At 72.8% G+C, this 22,615-nt stretch carries 19 protein-coding genes; 12 read left to right on the top strand and 7 right to left on the bottom strand.

Going from position 1 to position 22,615, the window contains the following annotated elements; all coding sequences use genetic code 11:
- Positions 1–383: 383 nt before the first annotated feature.
- A complete protein-coding gene (locus CMS_RS12055) occupies positions 384–1,538 on the bottom strand; it encodes an acyltransferase family protein (protein ID WP_041464668.1) in 1,155 nt (384 codons plus the stop codon).
- A 176-nt stretch (positions 1,539–1,714) separates the two neighbouring features.
- Between CMS_RS12055 and CMS_RS12050 the strand changes: the two genes are divergently transcribed.
- The 6 genes from CMS_RS12050 to CMS_RS12025 all read left to right on the top strand — a co-directional run bounded on the left by CMS_RS12050 (position 1,715) and on the right by CMS_RS12025 (position 9,433).
- On the top strand, positions 1,715–2,911 hold the full coding sequence (locus CMS_RS12050; protein ID WP_049791937.1) for a PP2C family protein-serine/threonine phosphatase: 1,197 nt from the start codon (positions 1,715–1,717) through the stop codon (positions 2,909–2,911).
- The gene (locus tag CMS_RS12045) at positions 2,908–4,899 is read left to right on the top strand and encodes a glycosyltransferase family 2 protein (protein ID WP_012299714.1); all 1,992 of its coding nucleotides are present in this window, start codon (positions 2,908–2,910) and stop codon (positions 4,897–4,899) included. The genes CMS_RS12050 and CMS_RS12045 overlap by 4 nt, the downstream gene beginning before the upstream one ends.
- Positions 4,896–5,234, top strand: a complete 339-nt coding sequence (locus tag CMS_RS12040; protein ID WP_012299713.1) for an STAS domain-containing protein — start codon at positions 4,896–4,898, stop codon at positions 5,232–5,234. Before CMS_RS12045 ends, CMS_RS12040 begins: the two co-directional genes overlap by 4 nt.
- A complete protein-coding gene (locus CMS_RS12035) occupies positions 5,224–5,673 on the top strand; it encodes an ATP-binding protein (RefSeq protein ID WP_223842651.1) in 450 nt (149 codons plus the stop codon). The genes CMS_RS12040 and CMS_RS12035 overlap by 11 nt, the downstream gene beginning before the upstream one ends.
- A gap of 74 nt (positions 5,674–5,747) precedes the next feature.
- On the top strand, positions 5,748–8,306 hold the full coding sequence (gene opgC, locus CMS_RS12030) for an OpgC domain-containing protein (RefSeq protein ID WP_041464667.1): 2,559 nt from the start codon (positions 5,748–5,750) through the stop codon (positions 8,304–8,306).
- A 185-nt stretch (positions 8,307–8,491) separates the two neighbouring features.
- Positions 8,492–9,433: a ferritin-like domain-containing protein gene (locus CMS_RS12025; RefSeq protein WP_012299710.1), complete on the top strand. Its 942-nt coding sequence runs from the start codon at positions 8,492–8,494 to the stop codon at positions 9,431–9,433.
- A 92-nt stretch (positions 9,434–9,525) separates the two neighbouring features.
- Here the strand turns inward: CMS_RS12025 and CMS_RS12020 are convergent, their stop codons facing one another.
- On the bottom strand, positions 9,526–10,968 hold the full coding sequence (locus tag CMS_RS12020; protein ID WP_012299709.1) for an amino acid permease: 1,443 nt from the start codon (positions 10,966–10,968) through the stop codon (positions 9,526–9,528).
- A 132-nt stretch (positions 10,969–11,100) separates the two neighbouring features.
- Positions 11,101–13,311 (bottom strand): hypothetical protein, encoded by a 2,211-nt coding sequence (locus CMS_RS12015; RefSeq protein ID WP_223842650.1) that lies wholly within the window; start codon positions 13,309–13,311, stop codon positions 11,101–11,103.
- A 221-nt stretch (positions 13,312–13,532) separates the two neighbouring features.
- On the opposite strand from CMS_RS12015, the gene CMS_RS12010 reads away from it, so the two are divergent.
- Together CMS_RS12010 and CMS_RS12005 are read left to right on the top strand one after the other, a co-directional pair.
- The gene (locus tag CMS_RS12010; RefSeq protein WP_012299707.1) at positions 13,533–14,903 is read left to right on the top strand and encodes a glycoside hydrolase family 1 protein; all 1,371 of its coding nucleotides are present in this window, start codon (positions 13,533–13,535) and stop codon (positions 14,901–14,903) included.
- A gap of 107 nt (positions 14,904–15,010) precedes the next feature.
- Positions 15,011–15,577, top strand: a complete 567-nt coding sequence (locus tag CMS_RS12005) for a LemA family protein (RefSeq protein ID WP_012299706.1) — start codon at positions 15,011–15,013, stop codon at positions 15,575–15,577.
- 10 nt (positions 15,578–15,587) lie between these two features.
- Here CMS_RS12005 and CMS_RS12000 read toward each other — a convergent pair whose 3' ends face one another.
- On the bottom strand, positions 15,588–16,043 hold the full coding sequence (locus CMS_RS12000) for a hypothetical protein (protein WP_012299705.1): 456 nt from the start codon (positions 16,041–16,043) through the stop codon (positions 15,588–15,590).
- Positions 16,040–17,290: a winged helix-turn-helix domain-containing protein gene (locus CMS_RS11995; RefSeq protein ID WP_049791935.1), complete on the bottom strand. Its 1,251-nt coding sequence runs from the start codon at positions 17,288–17,290 to the stop codon at positions 16,040–16,042. Before CMS_RS11995 ends, CMS_RS12000 begins: the two co-directional genes overlap by 4 nt.
- Before the next feature lie 86 nt (positions 17,291–17,376).
- Here CMS_RS11995 and CMS_RS11990 point away from each other — a divergent pair, with 86 nt between their 5' ends.
- Both CMS_RS11990 and ilvA read left to right on the top strand, forming a co-directional pair.
- Positions 17,377–18,612 (top strand): AI-2E family transporter, encoded by a 1,236-nt coding sequence (locus CMS_RS11990; protein WP_012299703.1) that lies wholly within the window; start codon positions 17,377–17,379, stop codon positions 18,610–18,612.
- The gene (gene ilvA, locus CMS_RS11985) at positions 18,609–19,985 is read left to right on the top strand and encodes a threonine ammonia-lyase (protein ID WP_012299702.1); all 1,377 of its coding nucleotides are present in this window, start codon (positions 18,609–18,611) and stop codon (positions 19,983–19,985) included. Before CMS_RS11990 ends, ilvA begins: the two co-directional genes overlap by 4 nt.
- Before the next feature lie 84 nt (positions 19,986–20,069).
- Here ilvA and greA read toward each other — a convergent pair whose 3' ends face one another.
- Positions 20,070–20,558, bottom strand: coding sequence for a transcription elongation factor GreA (greA, locus tag CMS_RS11980; RefSeq protein ID WP_012299701.1), 489 nt, complete (start codon positions 20,556–20,558; stop codon positions 20,070–20,072).
- Positions 20,559–20,618: 60 nt separating this feature from the next.
- Entirely contained in the window at positions 20,619–21,101 is a 483-nt protein-coding gene (locus CMS_RS11975; protein ID WP_012299700.1) for a DUF4307 domain-containing protein, read from the bottom strand.
- 66 nt (positions 21,102–21,167) lie between these two features.
- Here CMS_RS11975 and mca point away from each other — a divergent pair, with 66 nt between their 5' ends.
- Positions 21,168–22,049, top strand: a complete 882-nt coding sequence (mca, locus tag CMS_RS11970; RefSeq protein ID WP_174270085.1) for a mycothiol conjugate amidase Mca — start codon at positions 21,168–21,170, stop codon at positions 22,047–22,049.
- Complete coding sequence (locus CMS_RS11965; RefSeq protein WP_041464666.1) at positions 22,049–22,396, top strand: hypothetical protein; 348 nt, start codon at positions 22,049–22,051, stop codon at positions 22,394–22,396. Before mca ends, CMS_RS11965 begins: the two co-directional genes overlap by 1 nt.
- The last annotated feature ends 219 nt before the right edge of the window (positions 22,397–22,615 follow it).

Below are 22,615 nucleotides of genomic sequence, written 5' to 3'. Positions count from 1 at the left end.
AAGGCGTTGGGCCCCTCTCCGTCTAGCTTCGAGAGCCCCGCCGCTGCACGTGATCGGCGGCACGTGACGGGCCAACACCCGGCTGTGGCGTTCGTCAGCAGACTCTCACTGACTCTATCCGGTCGTCAGAAATCGACCCAATATTCACGGGATCCAGAGCAGCCGATAGGTGCCGTCGGCGTCTGACACCCCCGTGAGAGTTCTGGATCAATGCGCTCATTTCTGCCCTCGGTTTACCCACACTCGCCGCACACAGTTGCCGATGCTGGCTGCAACGTATGACCGTGCTTTGCCCTAGTAGCGCTGTCGCATAGGTGGACGTGCGTACCTCTCGGGGTGAAGTGAAGTTCGAGTCCTGGGGGGGCACCGCCGAGGCGAGCCGCTCAGGCCGCGGGCTTGGGCGCGACGGACGCCGCACCGGGATCCGCCGACGCCGTCACGTGCACCTGGCGCGTGTTGAGGAAGTGCCGCTCGACGAGGTGGAAGAAGCCGAAGCCGGCCGCCACCGCGAGCGGCGCGACGACCAGGAGCATCAGCGCGGCGTGCGCGCCCGTCGGCAGGCCGAGCGGCAGCAGCAGGAGGTTGCCGAGCGCGAGGAACGGGCTGTGCACGAGGTACACGCTGTAGGAGACGAGGCCGAGCCGCTGCGCCGGACGGGTGACGAAGGCGCCGAGCGCACGGGGGCGGGACCCGGCCATGGTGCGCGCGCCCGCCCACGCGAGGAGCGACGCGAAGCCCGCGCCGGCCACGAGCTCCGCGGCCCACACGCTGCCCTGCAGCACCGTGATCCCGACGAGCAGCACGGCCGCGGCGCCCACGGCCACCCCGAGCAGCAGCCGGTCGGATGCCCAGCGCGGGCGCGCGCCGACGGTGATCTCGGCGGCGAGCATCCCGGCGGCGAAGAGGCCCAGCAGCCACGGGCAGGCCCACGGGGCGAAGCCGGCGAGCGACGCGCCGGTCATGACGACCGTGGTCACGGCGACGACGGGCAGCCCACCCCACCGCCGCCAGAGCGGCAGCAGCACCAGCGGCATGAGGAAGTAGATCTGCCACTCCACGGCGACGCTCCAGAGCGGTGCGTTCACCTGGCTGACCCAGGAGGGGGAGAGGTCCTGGAGCAGGAGGACGTGGGATGCGATGCCCGCGGGGGTGGCGGGCGCCGCGCTCTGCCACGCGGTGCCGGCGCCGTCGCGCATCACGGGGATCGCGAGCGCCATCAGCAGGCTGAGCGCGATGGCCGCGAAGTAGGGCGGGAGGATCCGGCGGGCCCGCCGCCGGAGGAAGGTCGCGGTGCCGTGCCGGAGGTCGAGCCCCGGGCGGCCGGCGACGGGCAGCATCAGCACGTAGCCGGACAGGACGATGAAGACGGGCACGCCGAGGTAGCCGTAGCCGGTGATCCAGCCGAGGAGCGGCAGATCCTGCCACGCCTGCCCGCTGAGCCCGGTGTAGAGGAACGCGTGGAACGCCACGACGGCGAGGGCGGCCGCGCCGCGCATGCCGTCGAGGTAGGGGAGCTCCGGTCTCCGTGCTGATGCCATGAGACCCCCCGATCCGCTCCCGACGCTAGCAGCCCGTCCGCGAACACTGGGACGACCACCGAGGTCATCCGCGTAACGCTACTTAGTACGTCCCCTATGTATCCGGGCACGTAAGCTGAGCGCGCCCGTCGATTCGGGTGCCGTGGACGGGGGTCCATGTCGGCGAGGGGGCGGGGATGAGTCTGATCGAGGACGCGCGATCGAGCGCGATGCAGCGTGCCGTCGAGGCCCTGGGGCTGCTCGACGGACCGCCCCAGGAGCGCTTCGACCGGGTCACGAGCCTCGCCCGCACGGCGTTCTCCGTGCCGCTGTCGACCATCGGCCTCGCGGACCACGACCGCATGTGGTTCGCGTCCTGCGCCGGCGCCGAGCTGTCCGAGACGCCGATCAGCAGCGTCTTCTGCGACACCACCGTCCGCGAGGAGCGCGTGCTCGTCGTCGAGGACGCGCAGGCGCATCCGTTCTACCGGCACCTGCCCTCGGTGGCGGAGGAGCCGCACATCCGCTTCTACGCCGGGCACCCGCTGCGGGATCCCGAGGGCCTCGTCATCGGCACGTTCTGCCTGTACGACGTCGAGCCGCGCTCCCTCGACGGCGGCCAGCTCGCGCTCTTCGCCGAGCTCGCGCAGTGGGCGCAGCGCGAGCTCGTCGCGAACGCGGAGATGGAGCGCGCCCAGGCGGTGCAGGCCGCCCTGCTCCCGGCCGCCGAGGTCGAGATCCCCGGCTACGACATCGCCGCCGTGTGCGTGCCCGCGCAGGTCGTGGGCGGCGACTTCTACGACTACGAGCGCACCGCGTCCGGCCTCCGCTTCTCCCTCGCCGACGTGATGGGCAAGGGCACGGGCGCCGCGATCCTCACCGCCACCGTCCGCGCCGTCCTCCGTGGCATCGCGAGCACCGCCGACCGCTACGGTGCGGGCGTCCTCGAGGACACGGGCCTCATGGTCACCGACGCCGCGCGCACCCTCGACGCCGACCTCGACCGCACCGGGTCCTTCGTCACGCTGCAGCACGGGCACCTCGACCAGGCGTCCGGCCTCCTCCGCTACGCCGACGCGGGGCACGGGCTGACGATCGTCGTCCACGACGACGGCCGCGTCACCCACCTCGACACGAGCGACCTGCCCGTCGGCATCGACGTCGACCACCGCTGGGAGGAGCGCCACGTGGTGCTCGCGCACGGCGACACCTTCGTGACCTTCAGCGACGGCCTGTTCGACATGTTCGGCGGCAGCGCGCCCGCGTTCGCGTCGATCGGCCGCCTGGTGTCCGATGCCGGGGGCGTGCACGCGCTCGTCGAGCGGGTCCGCATCCTCGCCTCCGCAGGCACGCCGCTCGACGACGTGACCGTCCTCGCCGTGAGGCGCGGATGAGCCGCAACGCGCACCGCGCACCGACCACGGGGAGGTCGCCGCTGCGGTTCGCGTTCATCCGGCTCCTGGCCGTGGTGACGGCGATCCTGGGCCTCAACTACATCATCTGGCGGCTGCTGTTCTCGGTGAACACCGAGGCGCTCTGGATCGCGATCCCGCTCGTGCTCGCGGAGACGTACAGCCTCATCGACTCGCTCCTGTTCGGGCTCACGATGTGGCGGGCCCGCGACCGGCCGAAGCCGCCCGCGCCGCAGCCGGGCCTCACGGTCGACGTCTTCATCGCGACGTACAACGAGCCGCTCGACCTCGTGATGGAGACGGCGCGGGCCGCCCAGCGCATCACCTACCCGCACAAGACGTGGGTGCTCGACGACGGCAACCGCACCGAGCTCCGCGACCTGGCCGAGGCCGAGCGCATCGGCTGGATCACCCGCTCGGCCGACTGGTCGGGCCGCGCCCGCCATGCCAAGGCCGGGAACCTCAACAACGCGCTGCTCACGACCGAGGGCGAGTTCATGCTCATCCTCGACGCCGACCAGGTGCCCGTCCCCGAGATCCTCGACAAGACGCTCGGCTACTTCGACGACCGGCGCATGGCGATCGTGCAGACGCCGCAGGTGTTCGTGAACGTGCCGGACTCGGATCCGCTCGGCAGCCAGGCGCCGCTGTTCTACGGCCCCATTCAGCAGGGCAAGGACGGCTGGAATGCGGCGTTCTTCTGCGGGTCCAACGCGATCCTGCGTCGCGAGGCCCTCATGCTCCTCGGCGTCTCGCGCTACGTGACCGACATCGAGATCACCGTGTTCCGGGCGCTCCGCACGGCGGGCGACGTGATCGACAAGGCCCGCGAGGAGCTCGAGCCCGACCAGCTGGAGCTGCGCAAGGCGCTCGACGACGTCGCCTACGACGTGCGCCGGGCCCGCGCCGGGCTCCGCCGCGGCCAGCGCCTGGCGGACGTGACCTACCGCTTCCAGAAGCGCGTCGACTCCATCGCCGCGCGCATGGTGCAGGACGACATGGCGGCGCTGAACGCCGACCTCGCCGAGATCGCCGCGCTGGCCGGACGGCACTCCGCCGCGCGCGACGCGGTGTCGCTCGTCGACGACACGGCCATGGCCCGCCTGTCCGAGCGCAACTGGTCGCCGCTCGGGGCGCTCGACGCCGTGCGCGCGATCGTCCGCGACATCGACGTGCACCGCGACGACGACGCGCAGTCGATCATGCCGCTGGCCACCATCTCGGTCACCGAGGACATGGCCACCTGCATGCGCCTGCACGGGCTCGGCTGGAAGTCGGCGTACCACGACGAGGTCCTCGCCTACGGTCTCGCGCCGGAGGACCTGCCGACCATGCTCACCCAGCGCCTCCGCTGGGCGCAGGGCACCATCCAGGTGTTCTTCCGCGAGAACCCGCTGCTGCAGAAGGCGCTCTCGATCCCGCAGCGCCTCATGTACTTCGCCACGATGTGGAGCTACTTCTCCGGCTTCACGGCCGTCGTCTACGTGGCGGCGCCCATCATCTACCTGACGTTCGGCGTGCTCCCCGTGCAGGCGATCTCGACGGACTTCTTCATCCGGCTGATCCCGTTCCTCCTCGTGAACCAGCTCCTGTTCGCGGTCGTCGGCCGGGGCAAGCGCACCTGGCGCGGCCAGCAGTACTCCCTCGCGCTCTTCCCGGTGTGGATCTCGTCGGTCACCACCGCCGTCGCCAACGTGTTCTTCCGCAAGCCCCTCGACTTCGCGGTCACCCCGAAGGTCCGCGCCGCGAGCGGGAAGCCGCGGTGGGACCTCGTGAAGCCCCAGCTCTACGTGATGGGCGCGCTCATCGTCGCGTCGGCGATCGGCCTGCTGCGCCTCGGGGTCGGGCAGGCGACGCCGCTCGGCACGTTCACCAACCTCGCCTGGGTCGTCTTCGACCTGGCGATCTTCAGCATCATCATCCGTGCGGCCCGCTATCGGGGCTTCACGCCGGCCAAGGAGGACGCATGATCGACATCGCAGTCAACGAGCAGGGGACGCACGTGAGCGTCGTCACGCCGACCGGCCGCCTCAACATGGTCTCCGCCCGGCAGCTCACGACCATCGTCACGGAGGTCATCGACGGCGGCCGGCCGTTCGTCGTGGTGGACCTCGGCAGCACCGACTTCATGGACAGCTCGGGCCTCGGCGCCCTCGTCTCCGGCCTCAAGCGCGCCCGTCAGGCGGGCGGCGACCTCCGGCTCGCCCGCCCGAACGCGCAGGTGAAGGCGGTGCTCGAGCTCACGAACCTCAACCGCGTGCTCACGGTGCACGAGTCGCCCGAGGGCGTGTTCCGTGACCGATGAGGGGATGACGCACCACGCGCCTCCGGTGCGGGCCAACGTCACGCTCCCCGCCGTGGACGAGAGCCTCGCCGCCGTGCACGCCGTGATCGCAGCCGTGTGGGACCAGGCGTGCGACGTGGGCGACGACGAGCGGATGCTGTTCGAGACGGCCGTGGTGGAGATCGCCGGCAACGTGGTCGAGCACGGCGTCGCGGTGGGGGAGCGCGCGGGCTACCCCGTGACGTTCACCATGACCGTGATCTGCCAGCACGACCGCATCGTGGCGCTGTTCGAGGACGACGGCCAGCCCGCCGTCGTCGACCTCACGCGCGTCTCCATGCCCGACGACCTCAGCGAGAGCGGGCGCGGGCTGGCGCTCGCGCAGGCGGTCCTCGACGACCTCACCTACGAGCGCACCGACGGGAGCAACCGCTGGCGGCTGGTCAGGCTGCGCGGCTGATGCGCAGCCGGGGGATGCGTGCACGCGGGGGCGGGCGCACGCGGAGACGGATCGGCGGCTGGGCTGCCGCTGCGGTGGCGCTCGCGCTCGCGGTCGTCCCGGCGACCGCGGCGCTCGCCGTGCCCTCCTCGCCGAAGGCGGCAGCGCCGCAGGCCGCAGCGCCCGCAGCACCCGCCGACGAGGTCGACCTCACCCGCGCACCCGCCGTGCCCTGGTTCGGCGGCATCATCGACTGGACCGCCGACGACGCGCAGAGCTACGCCGACCGCCTCGGGGCGACCCCCGCGGTGCTCGGCCAGTCGGTGCGCTACCCGCTCGGATCCGACGACGTCACCTACCTCGACCAGTTCGCGCAGCAGGCCGCGCAGCAGGGATCGCTCCTCCTCCTCACCCTCGAGCCGACGAAGCCGCTCGGCGAGCTGACGGCGGCGGACGCGACCGCGCTCACCGGTCGGCTCGAGGCGCTCCGCGAGCGCTACGACTCCCGCGCGCTCGTGCGGTTCGCGCCCGAGATGAACGGCTCGTGGACCCCGTGGGGCCAGCAGCCGACCGCGTACGTCACCGCCTTCCGCCAGGTCGCGGACGCCGTACACGCCTCCGACGCGGGCGCCGTCACCGTGTGGTCGCCCGCCTACGCGGTCGGCTACCCGTTCGGATCCGCCGACGGCCTCACGGACGCCTCCGGCACCCGCTCCATCGCCGAGCTCGACACCGACGGCAACGGCCGCGTCGACGTGGACGACGACGCGTACCGGCCGTACTACCCGGGCGACGACGCCGTCGACTGGATCGGCCTGTCGGCGTCCCACTTCGGCACCGAGCAGGACTTCACCGTCGGGGAGCCCACGGAGGACTACCTGGGCGGCGAGGTGATCCCGCAGCAGGAGTTCGGCGAGAACGTGGTGCCCGAGGACGGCAAGTTCGCCCGCGAGCTCACCGGGCAGTACGGCTACGCCGACCAGGGCGGCGCGGGGCGGGACTTCGCGGCCGAGTGGATCGAGGGCACCGGCAAGCCGACCGTGATCGAGACCGGCGCGCTCTACGACCCGGCGCGCACCGACGGCGCGAGCGAGCTCGACATCAAGAGCGCGTGGTGGGACCAGGTGCTCTCCGCCGACATCCGGGCCGCGCACCCGGGCATCGGCATGGTCGTCTGGCGCGAGCTCGAGCGGAAGGAGGCGGAGGCCGACGACGCCGTCATCGACTGGCGCGCCACGGGCGAGCCGGCCATCGCGTCCGCCCTGCGCGCGCACCTGGATCCCGCGACCGCGACGCTCGGCCCCGTCACGCAGGTCTTCGACCAGGAGCGCGCCAACGTCGCGACCGCGCAGTACCGCGACCCGGGATCCCCCGAGGACGAGCAGATGGGGTGGATCGTGCTCTGCGCGGTCGTGCTCCTCGCGCTGTTCGTGATCTCCGGCCCCATCGGCCACCTCAAGCCCGGCTGGCGCTACCCGGACGAGAACTCGCCCCGCGACCGCCGCCTCGACCTCTTCCGCGGCTGGACCATCGTCGCCGTGGTCATCACCCACATCGAGGTGGCGAGCCCGTACTCGTACGTGACCATCAACGCGATCGGCGCCATCACGGGCGCCGAGATGTTCGTGCTGCTCTCCGGCCTCGTTCTCGGCATGGTCTACCCGATGGCCGTGAAGAAGTTCGGCGAGATGAAGGCCCTCGTCTCCATCCTCCGGCGCGCGTTCAAGCAGTACATCGTGGCGATCGCCGTGGTCGTCATCGTCTTCGCGCTCTCGTTCGTGCCGTTCCTGGACACGGACGTGATCACCACGTTCACCGACCGCGGCACCGGCGCCGACGGCAAGGTCACCACCGGCCAGGTCTACGACCTCTACCCGAACGGCGCGCGCCTGCTCGACTACCCGCCGCCCTGGTACGCGATCCGCGACCTGCTGCTGCTCCGCATGGGCCCGTGGGTGTTCAACATCATGGGCCTGTTCGTGGTGCTGACCCTGCTCGTGCCCGCGGTCGTGTGGCTGCTCCGCCGCCGCATGTGGTGGGTCGTCCTCATCGTCAGCTGGACCGCGTACGTGCTCAACGCGATGTACGACATCCGCGTGCTGCCGTCGATGTTCGAGGACGTGTTCCCGCTGCTCACCTGGCAGGTCGCGTTCCTCAACGGCATGGTGATCGGCTACTACCGCCGGCAGATCACCCGGGCGCTGACCGGGCGGCTCGGCCGCGTGCTCGTGACGATCCTGCTCGTCGCGTACGTCGGATCGCTCGCCGTGCTCTGGGCCGGCCACACGTACGGCGTGCAGCTGCCGGGCGTGTCCGAGGGCCTCTACTCGTCGCTGTACGAGTCGATGTACCAGCGCACCTTCCTGCAGCCCGGCCGTCTGCTCGACCTCGGGCTGATGCTCGTCGTCGCCTACACGTTCCTCACGCGGGTGTGGAAGCCGGTCGACCGCGCGTTCGGGTGGTTCTACACGCCGCTCGGATCCGCGAGCCTCTACGTCTTCATCGTCCACGTGTTCTTCGTGCTCCTGGTCGGCAGCCTGCCGTTCATCGACAGGTCGAATCCCTGGCAGGGGGTAGCTGTCCACACCCTCGTGCTGGCGGCGATCTGGTTCATGGTCACGCGGAAGGTGCTCTTCAAGGTCATCCCGACCTGATCCGCGTCTCCGAGAGCCGCTCCCTCCCGGGCCAATCCGCGACGATCCCCGTTCCGAAGGGTTCGTGACATCCGGCGAGACAGTGCATCGCGCCCCTATCCAGATGCCAATCACCCGTTTAGCGTTCGAACCACCACGCGCTCGGTATCTGGGATACGGACGCGACGATCAAGGGAGCTCCATCCATGTTCGACAAGAAGTTCATCACCCAGGCCATCCACAAGAGCGCGCAGTCGCCCCTCGACCGTCGCCGCTTCTTCAGCGCAGCGGGCATCGCGGGACTCGGCGTCGGCGCCGCGGCCCTCATCCCCGCGACCGGCGCCCAGGCCGCCGACGCCCAGGCCGAGGCCGACGCCGGACAGGCGACCGACCTCGCGGTCCTCAACTTCGCGCTCAACCTCGAGTACCTCGAGGCCGAGTTCTACCTCCGCGCCTCGACCGGCAACGGCCTCGTGCCGAACGACATCTCCGGCGTCGGCACGCCCGGCGGCGTCACGGGCGGTCGGCAGGTGCAGTTCAAGGACCGCGCCATCCGCGAGTACGCCCGCGAGATCGCCCAGGACGAGAAGGCCCACGTCAAGTTCCTGCGGTCGGCGCTCGGTTCGGCGAAGGTGGCGCGTCCCGCGATCGACCTCGACGCGGCCTTCTCCGCGGCGGCCCAGGCCGCCGGCCTCATCAAGGCGGGCGAGAAGTTCGACGCGTTCGCGAGCGACGAGAACTTCCTGCTCGCGTCGTTCGTGTTCGAGGACGTCGGAGTGACCGCCTACAAGGGCGCCGCCCCGCTCATCACGAACAAGACGTACCTCGAGGCGGCCGCCGGCATCCTCGCGGTCGAGGCGTACCACGCGGGCATCATCCGCACCTCGCTGTTCGCGAAGGGCCTCGCGGCCCCGACCAACGCGATCTCCAACGCGCGCGACTCCCTCGACGGGTCCACGGACCTCGACCAGGGCATCACGATCTCGGGCGGCGCGAACCTCGTGCCGACCGACGCGAACGGCATCGCGTTCAGCCGCACCACGGGTCAGGTCCTCAACATCGTGTACCTGAACAACAAGGCCGTGACGAAGGGCGGGTTCTACCCCAACGGCGTCAACGGCGGCATCAACACCAGCGGCGCGAACTAGCCAGCAGGCGACATGCAGCAGGGGCGCCGCCCACCTCGCGAGGTGGGCGGCGCCCCTGTCGTCATGCGGGCGCCGCGTCGTGCTGCGGTCGGTCAGCGCCGGTTGCGCGGGCTGTCCGGGCTGAGCACCGAGTTGCGGCGCGAGTACGTGAGGTAGATCACGAGGCCGATGACGAGCCACACCGCGAACCGCACCCACGTCTCCCACGGCAGCGATGAGACGAGCCAGAGCGAGAAGCCGATGCCGATGATCGGCACGACGGGCATGAGCGGCAGCCGGAACGCCCGCGGGATCTCCGGCCGCTTGTAGCGCAGCACGATCACGGCCGCGCAGACCACCACGAACGCCAGCAGGATCCCGATGTTCGTCAGCTCCGCCACCACGGTGATGGGCAGGAAGCCCGCGAACAGGGCCGAGCCGATGCCGATGATCCACGTCACGCGCGTGGGCACGTTCCGCTTCCGGTCGGTGACCGCGAACCACTTCGGCAGCAGTCCGTCGCGGCTCATCGAGAACCACACGCGCGACGCCCCGAGCATGAACGTGAGCATCACGGTGACGACGCTGACGATCGCGCCGACCGCCACGACGTTCGCCACGGCGGGCAGTCCGACCGACTCGAACGCCGTCGCGAAGCCGCTCTCCGGGTTGATGTCCGAGTACTTCTGCATGCCCGTGAGCACGATGGTCGCGAGCACGTAGAGCACCATCGCGATCGCGAGCGACAGCAGGATCGCCTTCGGCATGTGCTTGGTCGCGTCCTTCGACTCCTCGGCCGCGGCGCTCATGGCGTCGTAGCCGAACACCGCGAAGAAGACCGTGGCGGCGCCCGTGAAGACCCCGGCCGCGCCGAACGGGAAGTACGGCTGGTAGTTGGCGCCGGTGATCTGCGTGAAGCCGATGACGACGATCACGAGCACGAGCGTCACCTTGAGGCCCACGAGGTAGAGCTCGAACCGGCCGACGCTCTTCATGCCGCGGGTGAGGACGAACGCGGTGCCGAGGCAGAGGATCACGGCGAACAGGTCGACCACGTGGCCGTCGCCCGTGCCGGCCGCGCCGAGCATCCACGCGGGCAGGTCGACGCCGAACTGGTCGAGGAGGAAGCCCGCGTACCCGGAGACGCCGATGGCGACCACGCCGACGATGGCGGTGTACTCCAGCAGCAGGTCCCAGCCGATGAACCAGCCGACGATCTCGCCGAGGGCCGCGTAGCCGTAGGTGTACGCGGATCCGGCCTTGGGGATCATGCCCGCGAACTCCGCGTAGGAGAGGGCGGCCGCGGCGCTCGCGATGCCGGCGATGAGGAACGAGATGAGGACGGCGGGTCCGGCGGTCTGGTTGGCGACGGTGCCCGCGAGCGTGAAGATGCCGGTGCCGATGATGCCGCCCACGCCGATCGCGGTGAGCTGCCACAGGCCGAGCGAGCGGGTGAGGCCGCCCTCCTCCGTCGCCGCGCCGGGCTCCGCCTCGATCGTCTCCACGGGCTTCCGCCTCGTGAGCGCCGCCCAGAGGGATGTGCTCGATGTGCTCATGCAGGACTCCTGCCGTCGGGGCCGCGCGGGCCGGGTCGAGGCCGCCGGAGCCGGCGACGCCCCCAGTGTGGCCTCGGCCGACGATCCGCACCAGACGCGGCGTGGCAGGGGGACAGGCGCGGGGGACCGCGGCTACAGGCGCTGCAGCGAGGGCTCGACGACGCGGATCCAGAGCCACACGGCGACGCTCACCGCGGCGAACGCGCCGGCGACGACGAGGGCCGTGATCCAGACCTCGGTCGGCACGCCGCTCGCGGTCGTCGCCACCGCGGCGAAGGCCAGCGTGAGGACGGCGACGCTCACGACAGCCCAGAGCGGCAGGGAGCGCAGCAGGAGGGAGCGTCCGAGCACGAGGGAGACCGGCGCGAGCGCGAGCGCCGCGGAGCTGAGGGAGGCGAGGGTCACGACGCTGAGCAGCTCGTTCGCGAGCTGGGGCCACATCGTCCCGTCGGCGGGGACGAAGCCGTAGAGGATCCAGGCCACGAGGCCCAGCGCCGCGAGCGACCCCGACTGCACGAGCGCGAGCCGGGCACGGGACCGGTCGTCGCGGTCGTCGGCCACGAGGCCGAGGATCTGGCCGATGACGATGGGCGGGGCGAGCCCGACGGCGCGCGACACGAGGACGGCGGTCGCCGACAGGACGAGGAGGGCGGGGACGGCGCGCACGCGGGCGGGGCCGGCGCCGACGCGACCGGCCACGGAGGCGACCGCGACCACGCCGACGCCGTTGACGACGGCGAGGCCCACCAGCGCGGCGAGGAAGAGGCGGACGGCGTTGGGGTCGGATCCCACGGGCAGCGACAGCGCGGCCAGCGCCGCTGCCAGGGCGAGGGCTGCGGCGGCGGCACCCCAGCGGCCGGCGCGTCCCGGCTCGCGAGCGGGACGGGCCCCGAGCAGCGTCGGCTCGGGCTCGCGGCGGGCCGGTACGGGGATCGGCGCGGAGTCGAGCCGGCCGTGCACGATGCGCATCTGCCCCGTGGTCGCGGTCGAGTCGCTGAACGCGGCGGCCGCCGACCGGGTCGTGAGGGCGGCGGCGTCGCCGCGCGCGATGATCCGCAGCGGCGTCACGTCCTCGGCCGCGCGGTGCCGGCCGCCGAAGCGCGCGACGAGCGCGCCGCGGAGGAGGAGGGCCGGGAGGGTCACGAGGAGCACGGCGCCGAGCGCGAGGAGGAGCGGGAGGAGGCCGCGGCCGTCGGTGAACGCGGCGGGCAGCGGCTGGAGGGAGGTGCCGAAGCGAGTGGGCGCGTTCCAGGTGCCGGGTGCGGCCGCCGCGGGCGCGGATCCGGGACCGGGTGCGCCGTCGGTCCCGGGTGCGGTGCCGGCCGCCCCGCCGCCGCCCGCACCGGGGTCCGACCCGGGCGCGGGAGCCGCCTGCGTGCCCTGCGGCGAGCTGGTGGCCTCGGGCGTGGGGCTCGCGGGCGGCGTCGTCGCTCCCGGCGTGGGCGAGGCGGGGGCCTGGACGGTGACGCGCACCTCGGCCGCGAGCGTGCTGATGTTGCCGAGCGGATCCGTGACCGTCGCCGTGATCCCGAGCGGCCCGGGCGGCAGGGTCCCGGTCGCGCACGACCACCGGCCGCCGGCGACCTGCGCCTGGCACGCCGCGTCGCCGTACCCCGAGATGTAGGCGCGGACCGTGTCGCCGTCCTCGTCGGAGGTGCCGGAGATCGTGATCCCCGCCGCGTCGACCGTTGCGCGAGCCGCGGGGGCCGTGATGACCGCGGCGCCGGGCGCCGTCGTGTCGAAGCTGCCCGTGCCGCGTCCGACGGCGGGCGTGCCGGTGCTCCACGGCGTGGTCTGCGTCGCGGTGACGGGGACGCCGGTGCCAGAGGGCGGAGGAGGTGCGAGGAGGCACGCCCACGTGCTCGAGGAGCCGACGGTGGCGCGGCAGGCGGCGGATCCCGAGCGCGCGTCGACGGTCGCCCCCGGGTAGCCCGTGCCGCTGACGAGCCCGGTGGTCACGACGGAGAAGCTGTTCACGCCGGGAGCCCGCAGGACGGACGCCGTGGCGGTGGCCTCCTGCTGGCCAGCGGTGACGCGCACCGGGCTCTGGCCGTCCGGGACGCCGGTCGCGGTCGCGCGCCAGGTGGTGGACGAGGGGAGCGTGACCGCGGCGGGCACGCTCGCGATGGTGACCTGCACGTCGACGCCCGCGGGCCGCGTGCCGGTGACCGCGACGGAGCCGTCGGTCGAGAAGGGCGGCGTCACCACCGTCGGCGCGGGTTCCACGTCGCCCGAGGGCGCGGGGCTCGGCGTGGGGGTCGGGGTGTCGGTGGCGGCGGAGGCGGCGACCGCGCCGCCGGCGGTGAGCGCTGCGAGCAGCAGGAGCACCGAGGCCGCTCGCACGAGCCGCTGGCGGGATCGCCGGACGTCGCCCGCTCCACCCCCCGTGGACGGACGATCCTCGTTCCTCACCGACTGCTGCACCGTGCGTCCATTCAGGCGGGTGCATCCGGGCGTGTCAACCGCCCGCACCGACCGTGACGGAAGTGGTAGGAGAACCTGTGCGGCGCGTGCCCGGTGCCGGTGCGCGGGGTGTGCGTCGTCGGTGCCCGATACTGGCTCAGGTGACACCTCGCGACGCCGCCCCCGACCGCCCGACGCCGACCGAGCTGGCGGGTCTCCTCGCGGGCGGCCCGCGCGTCGGGGTGAGCACGAGCGCGACGAAGGTCGAGGGCCGTGCGCACGAGGGCGGCCGCACCGAGTCGGTGTGGGACGCGTTCGCCCGACGACCCGGCGCGGTGGCGGACGGCAGCGACCCCGAGCGCGGCGCGCGGCACATGGAGAGGTACCGCGAGGACGTCGCGCTCGCGGTCGAGCTCGGCGTCGACGTCCTCTCCTTCTCCCTCTCGTGGTCGAGGATCCAGCCGGAGGCGCGCGGGGGCCTCCGCCGCGAGGGCATCGCGTTCTACGACGAGCTGGTCGACGCGCTGCTGGCCGCGGGGATCCGCCCGCGCGTCGCCCTGCACGACCACGACCTGCCCGTCGAGCTGCAGGACCGCGGCGGCTGGCTGCACCGCGACACCGCGCTCCGGTTCGGCGACCTCGCCTACCTCGCGGCCGAGACGCTCGGCGACCGCGTGCCCGACTGGGTGACGCTCCGGACGCCCGCCCTCACCACGATGGCCGGCCACGTCACCGGCACGCATGCGCCCGGATCCCGCCTCGGGCTCGACGCGCTCCCCACCGTGCACCACCAGCTGCTGGCGCACGGCCGCGCCATCGAGGCGATCCGGGGCTCGAGCTCCTCGGCCCGGGTCGGCATCGTGAACGCGCACCGCGTGGTGGAGGCCGCCTCCGCGGACGACGACGACCGCGCCGCCGCCCTCGTGGCGCGTGCCCTGCACCAGGACCTCTTCGCCGACGCCGTCCTCCTCGGCCGGTACCCCGACCTCGCCGGCCCGCACGCCGAGGCCTTCGAGCGGCTCGGGCGGGTGGATCCGGCCGACCTCCGCTCCATCGGCCAGCCCGTCGACCACTACGGCGTCGCGCTCGCCGACCCGATCCGCGTCGCCGCCGTGCCGCGCCTGACGGCCGGATCCACCGCGATCCCCTTCGGCGAGCTGCCCTGGACCGACCACCCCGCCTCCCTCGACGGCCACCCCGTCGCGCCCGACCTCGTGCCGGTCGTGCTCTCGGGCCTCGACGCCGCCCACCCGGAGCAGGTCGACGACCGCGACGGCTCCCGCCGGGATCCGCGCCGCGCTCACGCGATCTCTGACCACCTGGTGCAGGCGCTCGCCGCCGTCGCGCCGGGCGGCGCGGCCGAGGGCGTCCGGCTCGAGGCCGTCGTCGCCGGCAGCCTCCTCGACGGGTTCGAGTGGGAGGCCGGCCACGAGGCGCCGCGCGGGCTCGTCCACGTGGATCCGCGCACCGGCGACCGCACGCCCCGCTCCTCGTACCGCTTCCTCCGCGACACCCTGCGCGAGCGCGGCTGAACCCAGAGCGCGGCCCGATCGCGGGCCGCCAGGGCGACGCCCCCAGAACGGGTGCGCGGGCCCGGATCCCCGGGGTCCTCCCCAGGCCCGCGCGTAGGATCCTGAGCATGGAATTGTGGATCGCGCTCGGAGTCGTCGTGCTCCTGGCCGTGCTCGTCGGCATCTACCTCTGGGCCACGTACAACGCCCTCGTCACCCTCAACGTCCGCGTGGACGAAGCGTGGAGCGACATCACCGTGCAGCTGAAGAGGCGCGCGGACCTGCTGCCGACCATCATCGAGTCGGTCAAGGGCTACGCCACCCACGAGCAGAAGGTGTTCGAGAAGGTCGCGTCCGCCCGCACCGAGACGATCAGCGCCTCGAGCCCGTCGGAGGCGAGCGCCGCCGAGGAGAACCTGCAGGGCGCGATGAAGTCGTTGTTCGCGGTCGCCGAGGCGTACCCGCAGCTCCAGACGAGCCAGACGTTCCTGCAGCTGCAGGGCGAGCTGGTGGACACCGAGGACCGGATCCAGGCGTCGCGCCGCTTCTACAACGGCGGCGTCCGCGAGCTGAACACCAAGATCACGCAGTTCCCGAACACGCTCTTCGTGCGCGGCCTCGGCTTCGGCGAGCGGGACTTCTACGAGGTCTCGAGCCTCGCGTCCATCGCCGAGCCGCCCCGCGTGCAGTTCTAGCGGACCGGCCTCACCCCGGACGCTGATCCGCCGAGCGGATCGGCACGAGGCAGTCGATCTCGCCCGCCCGGCGGTAGTGCTCGATGTGGGGGCGCCCGGGGTCGTGGTCCGCGAGGCCGAACAGCACCTCGAAGGCGGGCTCGATCTCCCCGTAGACGGCGGGGGCGCTCCCGCGGAGTCGCAGCCGGAGGTAGGCGCCGCCCGGGACGATCGTCTCGTCCATGTCCGCGGGAGCCGGGTCGTCGCGCTCGAGTCGGACCGACGCCATGCGGTACACGCGATCACCGCCGTACACGAGTCCCATCATCCGTCGGCCGCGCAGCGAGTCGAAGTCCGCCTCGAAGGCCGGCCAGGCCGCCTGCACCGCATCGAGGTCGAGCGGTGCGTCTCGGCTCAGGGCGGGAGCGTCCTCGAGGGTGACGACGTCGATGCGGCCGAGCTCGTGCGTCGTGGGGAAGGCGGTCATGGTCGCTCTCCCGCCCGATCCGCGACGGGGGCGGCCGCGACAGCCGGCAGGTGCGCCCGCAACGCCTCGGCGAGCGTGCCGCGGTCGACGACCCCGACGCCCTCGAGCCCCTGCCACGCGGCGGCCCGCTCGAGCAGCGGCGCGATCCGCTCGGCGACGGCCCCGGGGTCGTGCCGTCCCTCGATCCATGACGCCTGCACGCGCAGCACGCCCGCCTGCCGGTCGCTCTTGAGGTCGACCCGGGCGACGATCTCGTCGTCCACCAGCACCGGCAGCACGTAGTAGCCGTGCACGCGCTGCGCCGCCGGCGTGTAGATCTCGATCCGGTAGTGCAGGTCGAACAGGCGCAGCGCCCGCTCGCGGAACCACACGACGGGATCGAAGGGCGAGAGCAGGGCCTCGCCGCGGATCCGCCGGGGCAGTCGCGCGTCGCGGTGCAGCCACACGGGCAGCGGCTTCCCGCGTCCTTCCCACCCGGGCACGGTGACGGGCAGCACCTCGCCCGCATCGGCGAGGTCGCGCAGCGCCCGGTCGGTCGCGGCGCGGGACAGGCGGTGGTAGTCGCCGAGGTCGGCGGCGGTGCCGATGCCGTGCGCGACGGCGGCGCGGCGCACGAGCTCCCGCACGGCGTCCTCCTCGGGCACGTCGCGTCCGAGGACGGCGGCGGGCAGCACGTCCTCCGCGAGCCCGTAGACCCGCTCGAACCCGCGGCGTCCGGCGCTCGCGATCTCGCCCCACGCGAACATGGCCTCGAGCGCGCGCTTCACGTCCGACCAGCCCCACCACGGACCCGTGCGGACGTTGGACTCGTGCTCGATCGCGCTCGCGGGCACCGGCCCCGTGCGGGCGAGCTCGGCCCGCACCTCGGCCAGGAGCGGGGCGTGGTCGTGCGCCCAGGAGCCGGGTGCCGCGCGACGGGCGCGCTCCGCCTCCATCCGCCAGCCGAACAGCGGCAGGTCGTCGACGGGCAGCACGGCGGCCTGATGCGCCCAGTACTCCGTGTACGCGCCGCCGCCGCCGAACAGCATCCGGTCGAGCGCGGCGCGGTCGTAGGGCCCGACGCGGGCGAGCACCGGCAGGTGGTGGCTGCGCTCGAAGACGTTGACGGAGTCGATCTGCAGCAGGCCGAGGCGCCGGATCTCCGCGGCCAGGCGACGCGTCCCCGCGGCTCCCGGCTGCGGCCGGCCGAGCCCCTGCGCCGCCAGGGCCACGCGTCGGGCGAGGGCGGGGGAGACGGTGTCGGCCATGGTGCGACGCTAGCGGCGACCCCCGACCGGGCGGCACCGGCCCCGCGGGGCGCTGCCGCACGGGAGGCCCGTCCTAGACTCCCAGCATGATCTTCGGCCTGCGATCCCGAGCCCGCGCCGCGGCGGACGCCCGTGCGGGGGAGCGCCGCGCCGATCCCGACATCGACGCCCCGCAGCCCATCTCGCGCACCGTCGCCGAGTCCGTCCCGCCCGGCATGGTCATCGCGGGCGCGTGGGCGTGGCGCCTGCTCCTCATCCTCGGCGTGCTCGGCGTCGTGGCGTGGCTCGTGATCCAGCTGGAGTACGTCGTCATCCCGCTGTTCCTCGCCGTCGTGCTCGCGGCCCTCCTGGTGCCCATCTCGAACTGGATGCAGCGCCACCACGTGCCCAAGTGGCTGGCCGTCGCGATCTCCGAGATCGGCGTCATCGTCGCCGTCGCCGCGCTCGTGTACCTCGTGACGACGCAGATCATCGGCCAGTACGACTCCATCCGCGCGCAGACGCTCACCCGCTACGCCGACCTCCGCGGCTTCCTCACCGACGGGCCGCTCCAGCTGTCCGAGCAGCAGCTCAACGACGCGTACGCGCAGGCGGTCGACGCCGTCCAGCGGGACGCGGGCGCCCTCCTCAGCGGCGCGCTCTCCGTGACTTCGTCGCTCGGCCACGTGCTCACGGGCGTGCTGCTGGTGCTCTTCTCGACCCTCTTCATCCTCATCGACGGCGCGGGCATGTGGCGCTGGGTCGTGCGGCTGTTCCCGCGGCTCGCGCGCCCGGCCGTCGACGGCGCGGGCAAGGCCGGCTGGACCACGCTGCAGAACTTCGTGAAGGTGCAGGTGCTCGTCGCGCTCATCGACGCGGTCGGCATCGCCGGGGGCGCCGCGATCATCGGGGTGCCGCTCGCGATCCCCATCGGCGTGCTGGTGTTCCTCGGCTCGTTCATCCCGATCGTCGGCGCGGTCGTCACCGGCACGCTCGCCGTGTTCGTCGCGCTCGTCTACAACGGGCTGACGCAGGCGCTCATCATGGTGGGCATCGTGCTCCTCGTGCAGCAGATCGAGGGCCACGTCCTGCAGCCGCTCATCATGGGCTCGGTCGTCAAGGTGCACCCGCTCGCGGTCGTGCTCTCCGTGGCCGCGGGCGGCATGGTCGCCGGCATCGCGGGCACCTTCTTCGCCGTGCCGCTCGTCGCGACGCTCAACTCCATGGTCAAGCACGTCGCCAGCGGGGCGTGGCGCGGGCAACCCGAGCCGCCGCCTCCCGCCGTCCCCGCCGACGCATCGCACGCCACCCGCCGTCCCCGCCCCAGGAAGCGCACCTCATGACCGACGCCGCCCCCGCCCGGACCCCCGCCGAGGAGGCCGCCGCCGCCCCGCACGCCGACCTCCCGCACCTGCGCGCCGTCGGCGACGAGCTCGACCCGTCGCAGCTGGGGGAGGAGGCCGCCGCGCTCGCGCAGGAGCTGCCCCGCGGATCCGCGCCCACGCTCGCGCGCATCGAGGCCGCCCGCGAGGTCGTCAGCCGTGTCGCCGAGGTGACGCCGATGGAGTCCTCGCGCTTCCTCGCGGAGATCCTCGGCAGCCCCGTGCACCTCAAGTGCGAAAACCTGCAGCGCACCGGGTCGTACAAGATCCGCGGCGCCTACAACCGGATCTCGCGCCTCACCGACGAGGAGAAGGCCCGCGGCGTCGTGGCCGCGTCCGCCGGCAACCACGCGCAGGGCGTCGCGTTCGCGGCCCGCGAGCTCGGGATCCGCGCCACGATCTTCATGCCCGTCGGCGTCGCGCTGCCGAAGCTCCAGGCCACGCGCCAGTACGGCGCCGAGGTCATCCTCCGCGGGCACACGGTCGCCGAGCCGCTGCTGGCCGCGGCCGAGTTCGCGGCGCAGACGGGCGCGGTGCTCATCCCGCCCTTCGACCACGTGGACGTCATCACCGGCCAGGCCACGCTCGGCCTCGAGATCCTCGACCAGACGCCGGCCGTCGAGACGGTCGTCGTGCCGATCGGCGGCGGCGGCCTCATCTCCGGCGTCGCGACCGCGCTCAAGCTGCGCGCCGCCGAGGAGGGCCGCACCATCCGCGTCGTCGGCGTCCAGGCGCGGAACGCGGCCGCCTACCCGCCGTCCCTCGCCGCGGGCCGCGCGACCGAGATCGAGATCACGCCGACGATCGCCGACGGCATCGCGGTCGCGAAGCCGGGCCTGCTGAACTTCGACATCATCCGCGACAGCGTCGACGAGGTCGTCACGGTCGAGGACGACGACACCGCGCGCGCCCTGCTGCTGCTGCTCGAGCGCGCGAAGCTCGTGGTCGAGCCCGCGGGCGCCGTGGGCGTCGCGGCGATCCTCGCCGGGCTCGTGGAGGACGCCGGCCGCACCGTCGTGATCCTCTCGGGCGGCAACATCGACCCGCTCATGATGGAGCGCGTCATCAGCCGGGGCCTCGCCGCGAGCGACCGCTACGTGAAGCTGCGGATCATGCTGCCCGACCGCCCGGGACAGCTCGCGCGCACCTCGCAGATCATCTCCGAGGCGAACGCGAACGTCGTCGAGGTGCTGCACACGCGCCACGGCCGCGGCCTGCAGATCAGCGAGGTCGAGCTCGAGGTGAGCGTGGAGACGCGCGGACCCGAGCACACGGGCGAGGTCGTCCAGCGCCTCCGCGACGCGGGGTACGACCCGCGCCTCCAGCGCGACTGACGCACCCGGCACGCCGCAGGAGAACGAGAGAGGGGACGCGGACCATGCGGTCCGCGTCCCCTCTCGTCGTGATGACGTCGTGCCCTACGGCGTGTAGTTCTCCACGGCCTGGATCTCGACGGGGATCTCGCGGCCGTTCGGCGCGGTGTACGCGCCCTTCTGCCCGACCTCCCAGCCGATGATGGCGGCGCCGAGCGGCGACTGCTCGCTGTAGACGTCGAGGTCGCTGTCGCCCGCGATCTCGCGGTTCCCGAGCAGGAACTTCGTCTCGTCGCCGGCGATGAGCGCGGTGACGACGGTGCCGGGCTCCACGACGCCGTGGCTCTCGGGGGCGTCGCCGACCTCGGCCGTCCGCAGCAGCTGCGTGAGCTGGCGGATGCGCGCCTCGATCTTGCCCTGCTCCTCCTTGGCGGCGTGGTAGCCGCCGTTCTCCTTGAGGTCGCCCTCCTCGCGGGCGATCTCGATCTTCTTCGCGATCTCCTCGCGGCCCTGCACGCTGAGGGTGTCGAGCTCCCTGCTGAGGCGGTCGAACGCCTCCTGGGTCAGCCAGGTGACTGCCTGCTCCTGCGCCACGATGGACTCCTTGCACTCGCACGGACGCCCCGACGGAACCGTCGAGGCGAATCCCCCACTCTAGGCGGGCCAGCAGCTGTGGATCAACCCGGTCACCGCGGGACCGGTGGTGCGGAGCCGCACCGTCTCCATGCGCTCGAAGCCGTCCTGGGCCGGCAGCTCGACGACCTTCCAGCCGACGATGGACCGCTGCTCGTCCTGCGCCTGCACCGCGCAGAAGGCCTGCGTGCCGGCGGGCATCACGACGGAGAAGGTCACGTCGATGGTGCGGGCGTCGACGATGTCGAAGGCGCGATCGGTGGCGTCGATGGATCCTGACGCCTGGTCGAGACCCGCCCACAGCACCCACGCGCCGAACACCACGGCGACCAGGCCGCCGACGATCCCGTAGAGCCAGCGCTGGCGGATCCGCGCGGGGCGCGTGCGTCCGTACCGCTCGTCGAGCGCGGGCGACGACCGGTGGGCGGGGACGCGGTGCTCGACGGTCTCGTCGTCGTCCGCGTGCGGCGCCGCGGGGGCGGGGGAGCGGGACTCGGTCGTCACGGCTGCTCCTCCACACGCACCTTGTACTCTGGGTGTCCAGACTACATTCCCCACCCTTGGAGCCCCGTGACCCTGCGCCTCATGGCCGTGCACGCCCACCCCGACGACGAGTCCAGCAAGGGCGCGGCGACGTACACCCACTACACGAAGCAGGGCGCCGAGATCATGGTCGTCAGCTGCACGGGCGGCGAGGCCGGCGACATCCTCAACGAGGGGCTCGCCGAGCGCGCGATGGCCGAGCGTGACCTGCCGGGGCTCCGCCGCATCGAGATGGCGCGCGCGCAGGCCGTCATGGGCGTCCAGCACCGCTGGCTCGGCTACGTCGACTCGGGCATGGCGCGCGAGGACGGCTCGCTGCCGCCCGCGGCTTTCGCGAGCATCCCGGTGGAGGTGTCGGCCGAGCCGCTCGTCCGCCTGGTGCGCGAGTTCCGCCCGCACGTCCTCGTGGCGTACGACGAGAACGGCGGCTACCCGCACCCCGACCACATCCAGGCGCACGTCATCGCGATGGAGGCGTGGCGCGAGTCCGGAGTCGCGGGCTCCTACCCCGACGCGGGCGAGCCGTGGGAGATCTCGAAGCTCTACTTCGACCGGATCTTCAACGGCGCCAAGATCCGCGCCGTGCGCGAGCACCTGGTCGCCGCCGACGCGGCCCCCGAGATGCTCGAGGCCGTCGACGAGATGCTCGACTGGATGGGGGACCGTCCCGACCTCGCGACCACGCACGTCCACGTCGCCGACCACTTCGAGGCGCGCGACCGCGCGCTGCTCTCGCACGCGAGCCAGGTGGCGCCCGACAGCTCGTTCTTCCGCTGGCCGCGCGACCTGCAGCAGCGGGCGTGGCCGTTCGAGGACTTCCAGCTCGTGGAGTCGCGCGTCGACGCGCCCGACGAGGAGCACGACCTCTTCGCCGGGATCGTCGACGAGGACCAGGCGGCCGTCGCGTGATGGGCGCCGACCTCGTCCTGCGTCTGGCCACGGCCGTGACGACCACGCCGAGCCCCACGCCCACCGCGGAGTTCGACCCGGACACCGTCTCGCCCGGCCCGATCGGCTTCATCGCGATCTTCTTCGTGGCCGTCGTGGTGCTGCTGCTCATGGTGGACATGACGCGCAGGATCCGCCGCACCCGCTACCGCGAGGAGATCCGCGGGCGCCTGGAGGCGGAGAAGCTCGAGGCCGACCTCGCCCGCGACTCCGCGCCCGAGCGCGACCCCCGGACGACGGGCACCGCGGCCGGTGACGCCGAGGGCGCCGCGGATCCGGACGACCCGGCGGTCCCGCCCCGCGCCTGAGCTGCGCCCCCGTCCGACCGGGCGGTCCCGCTCCGCGGCTGAGCTGAGCCCCCGTCCGGGGGCGCCGTCGTTCGCTCGCTGTGGACGTGCGCGTCCGTCGGCTCCACCCGCTCCCTAGCCTCGGGCTGCACCCGAGGACGGAGCTCCACCGCCATGCCATCCTCCATGCCCTCCACCGGCACGCCGCGGTGTCGCCGCCGGGCGGGATCCCACGCCCGG

The sequence above is a fragment of the Clavibacter sepedonicus genome (genome assembly GCF_000069225.1).
Lineage (GTDB): Bacteria > Actinomycetota > Actinomycetes > Actinomycetales > Microbacteriaceae > Clavibacter > Clavibacter sepedonicus.
Note: the sequence above shows the minus strand (reverse complement) of the source record. Positions and strands in the feature narration are given on the sequence as shown.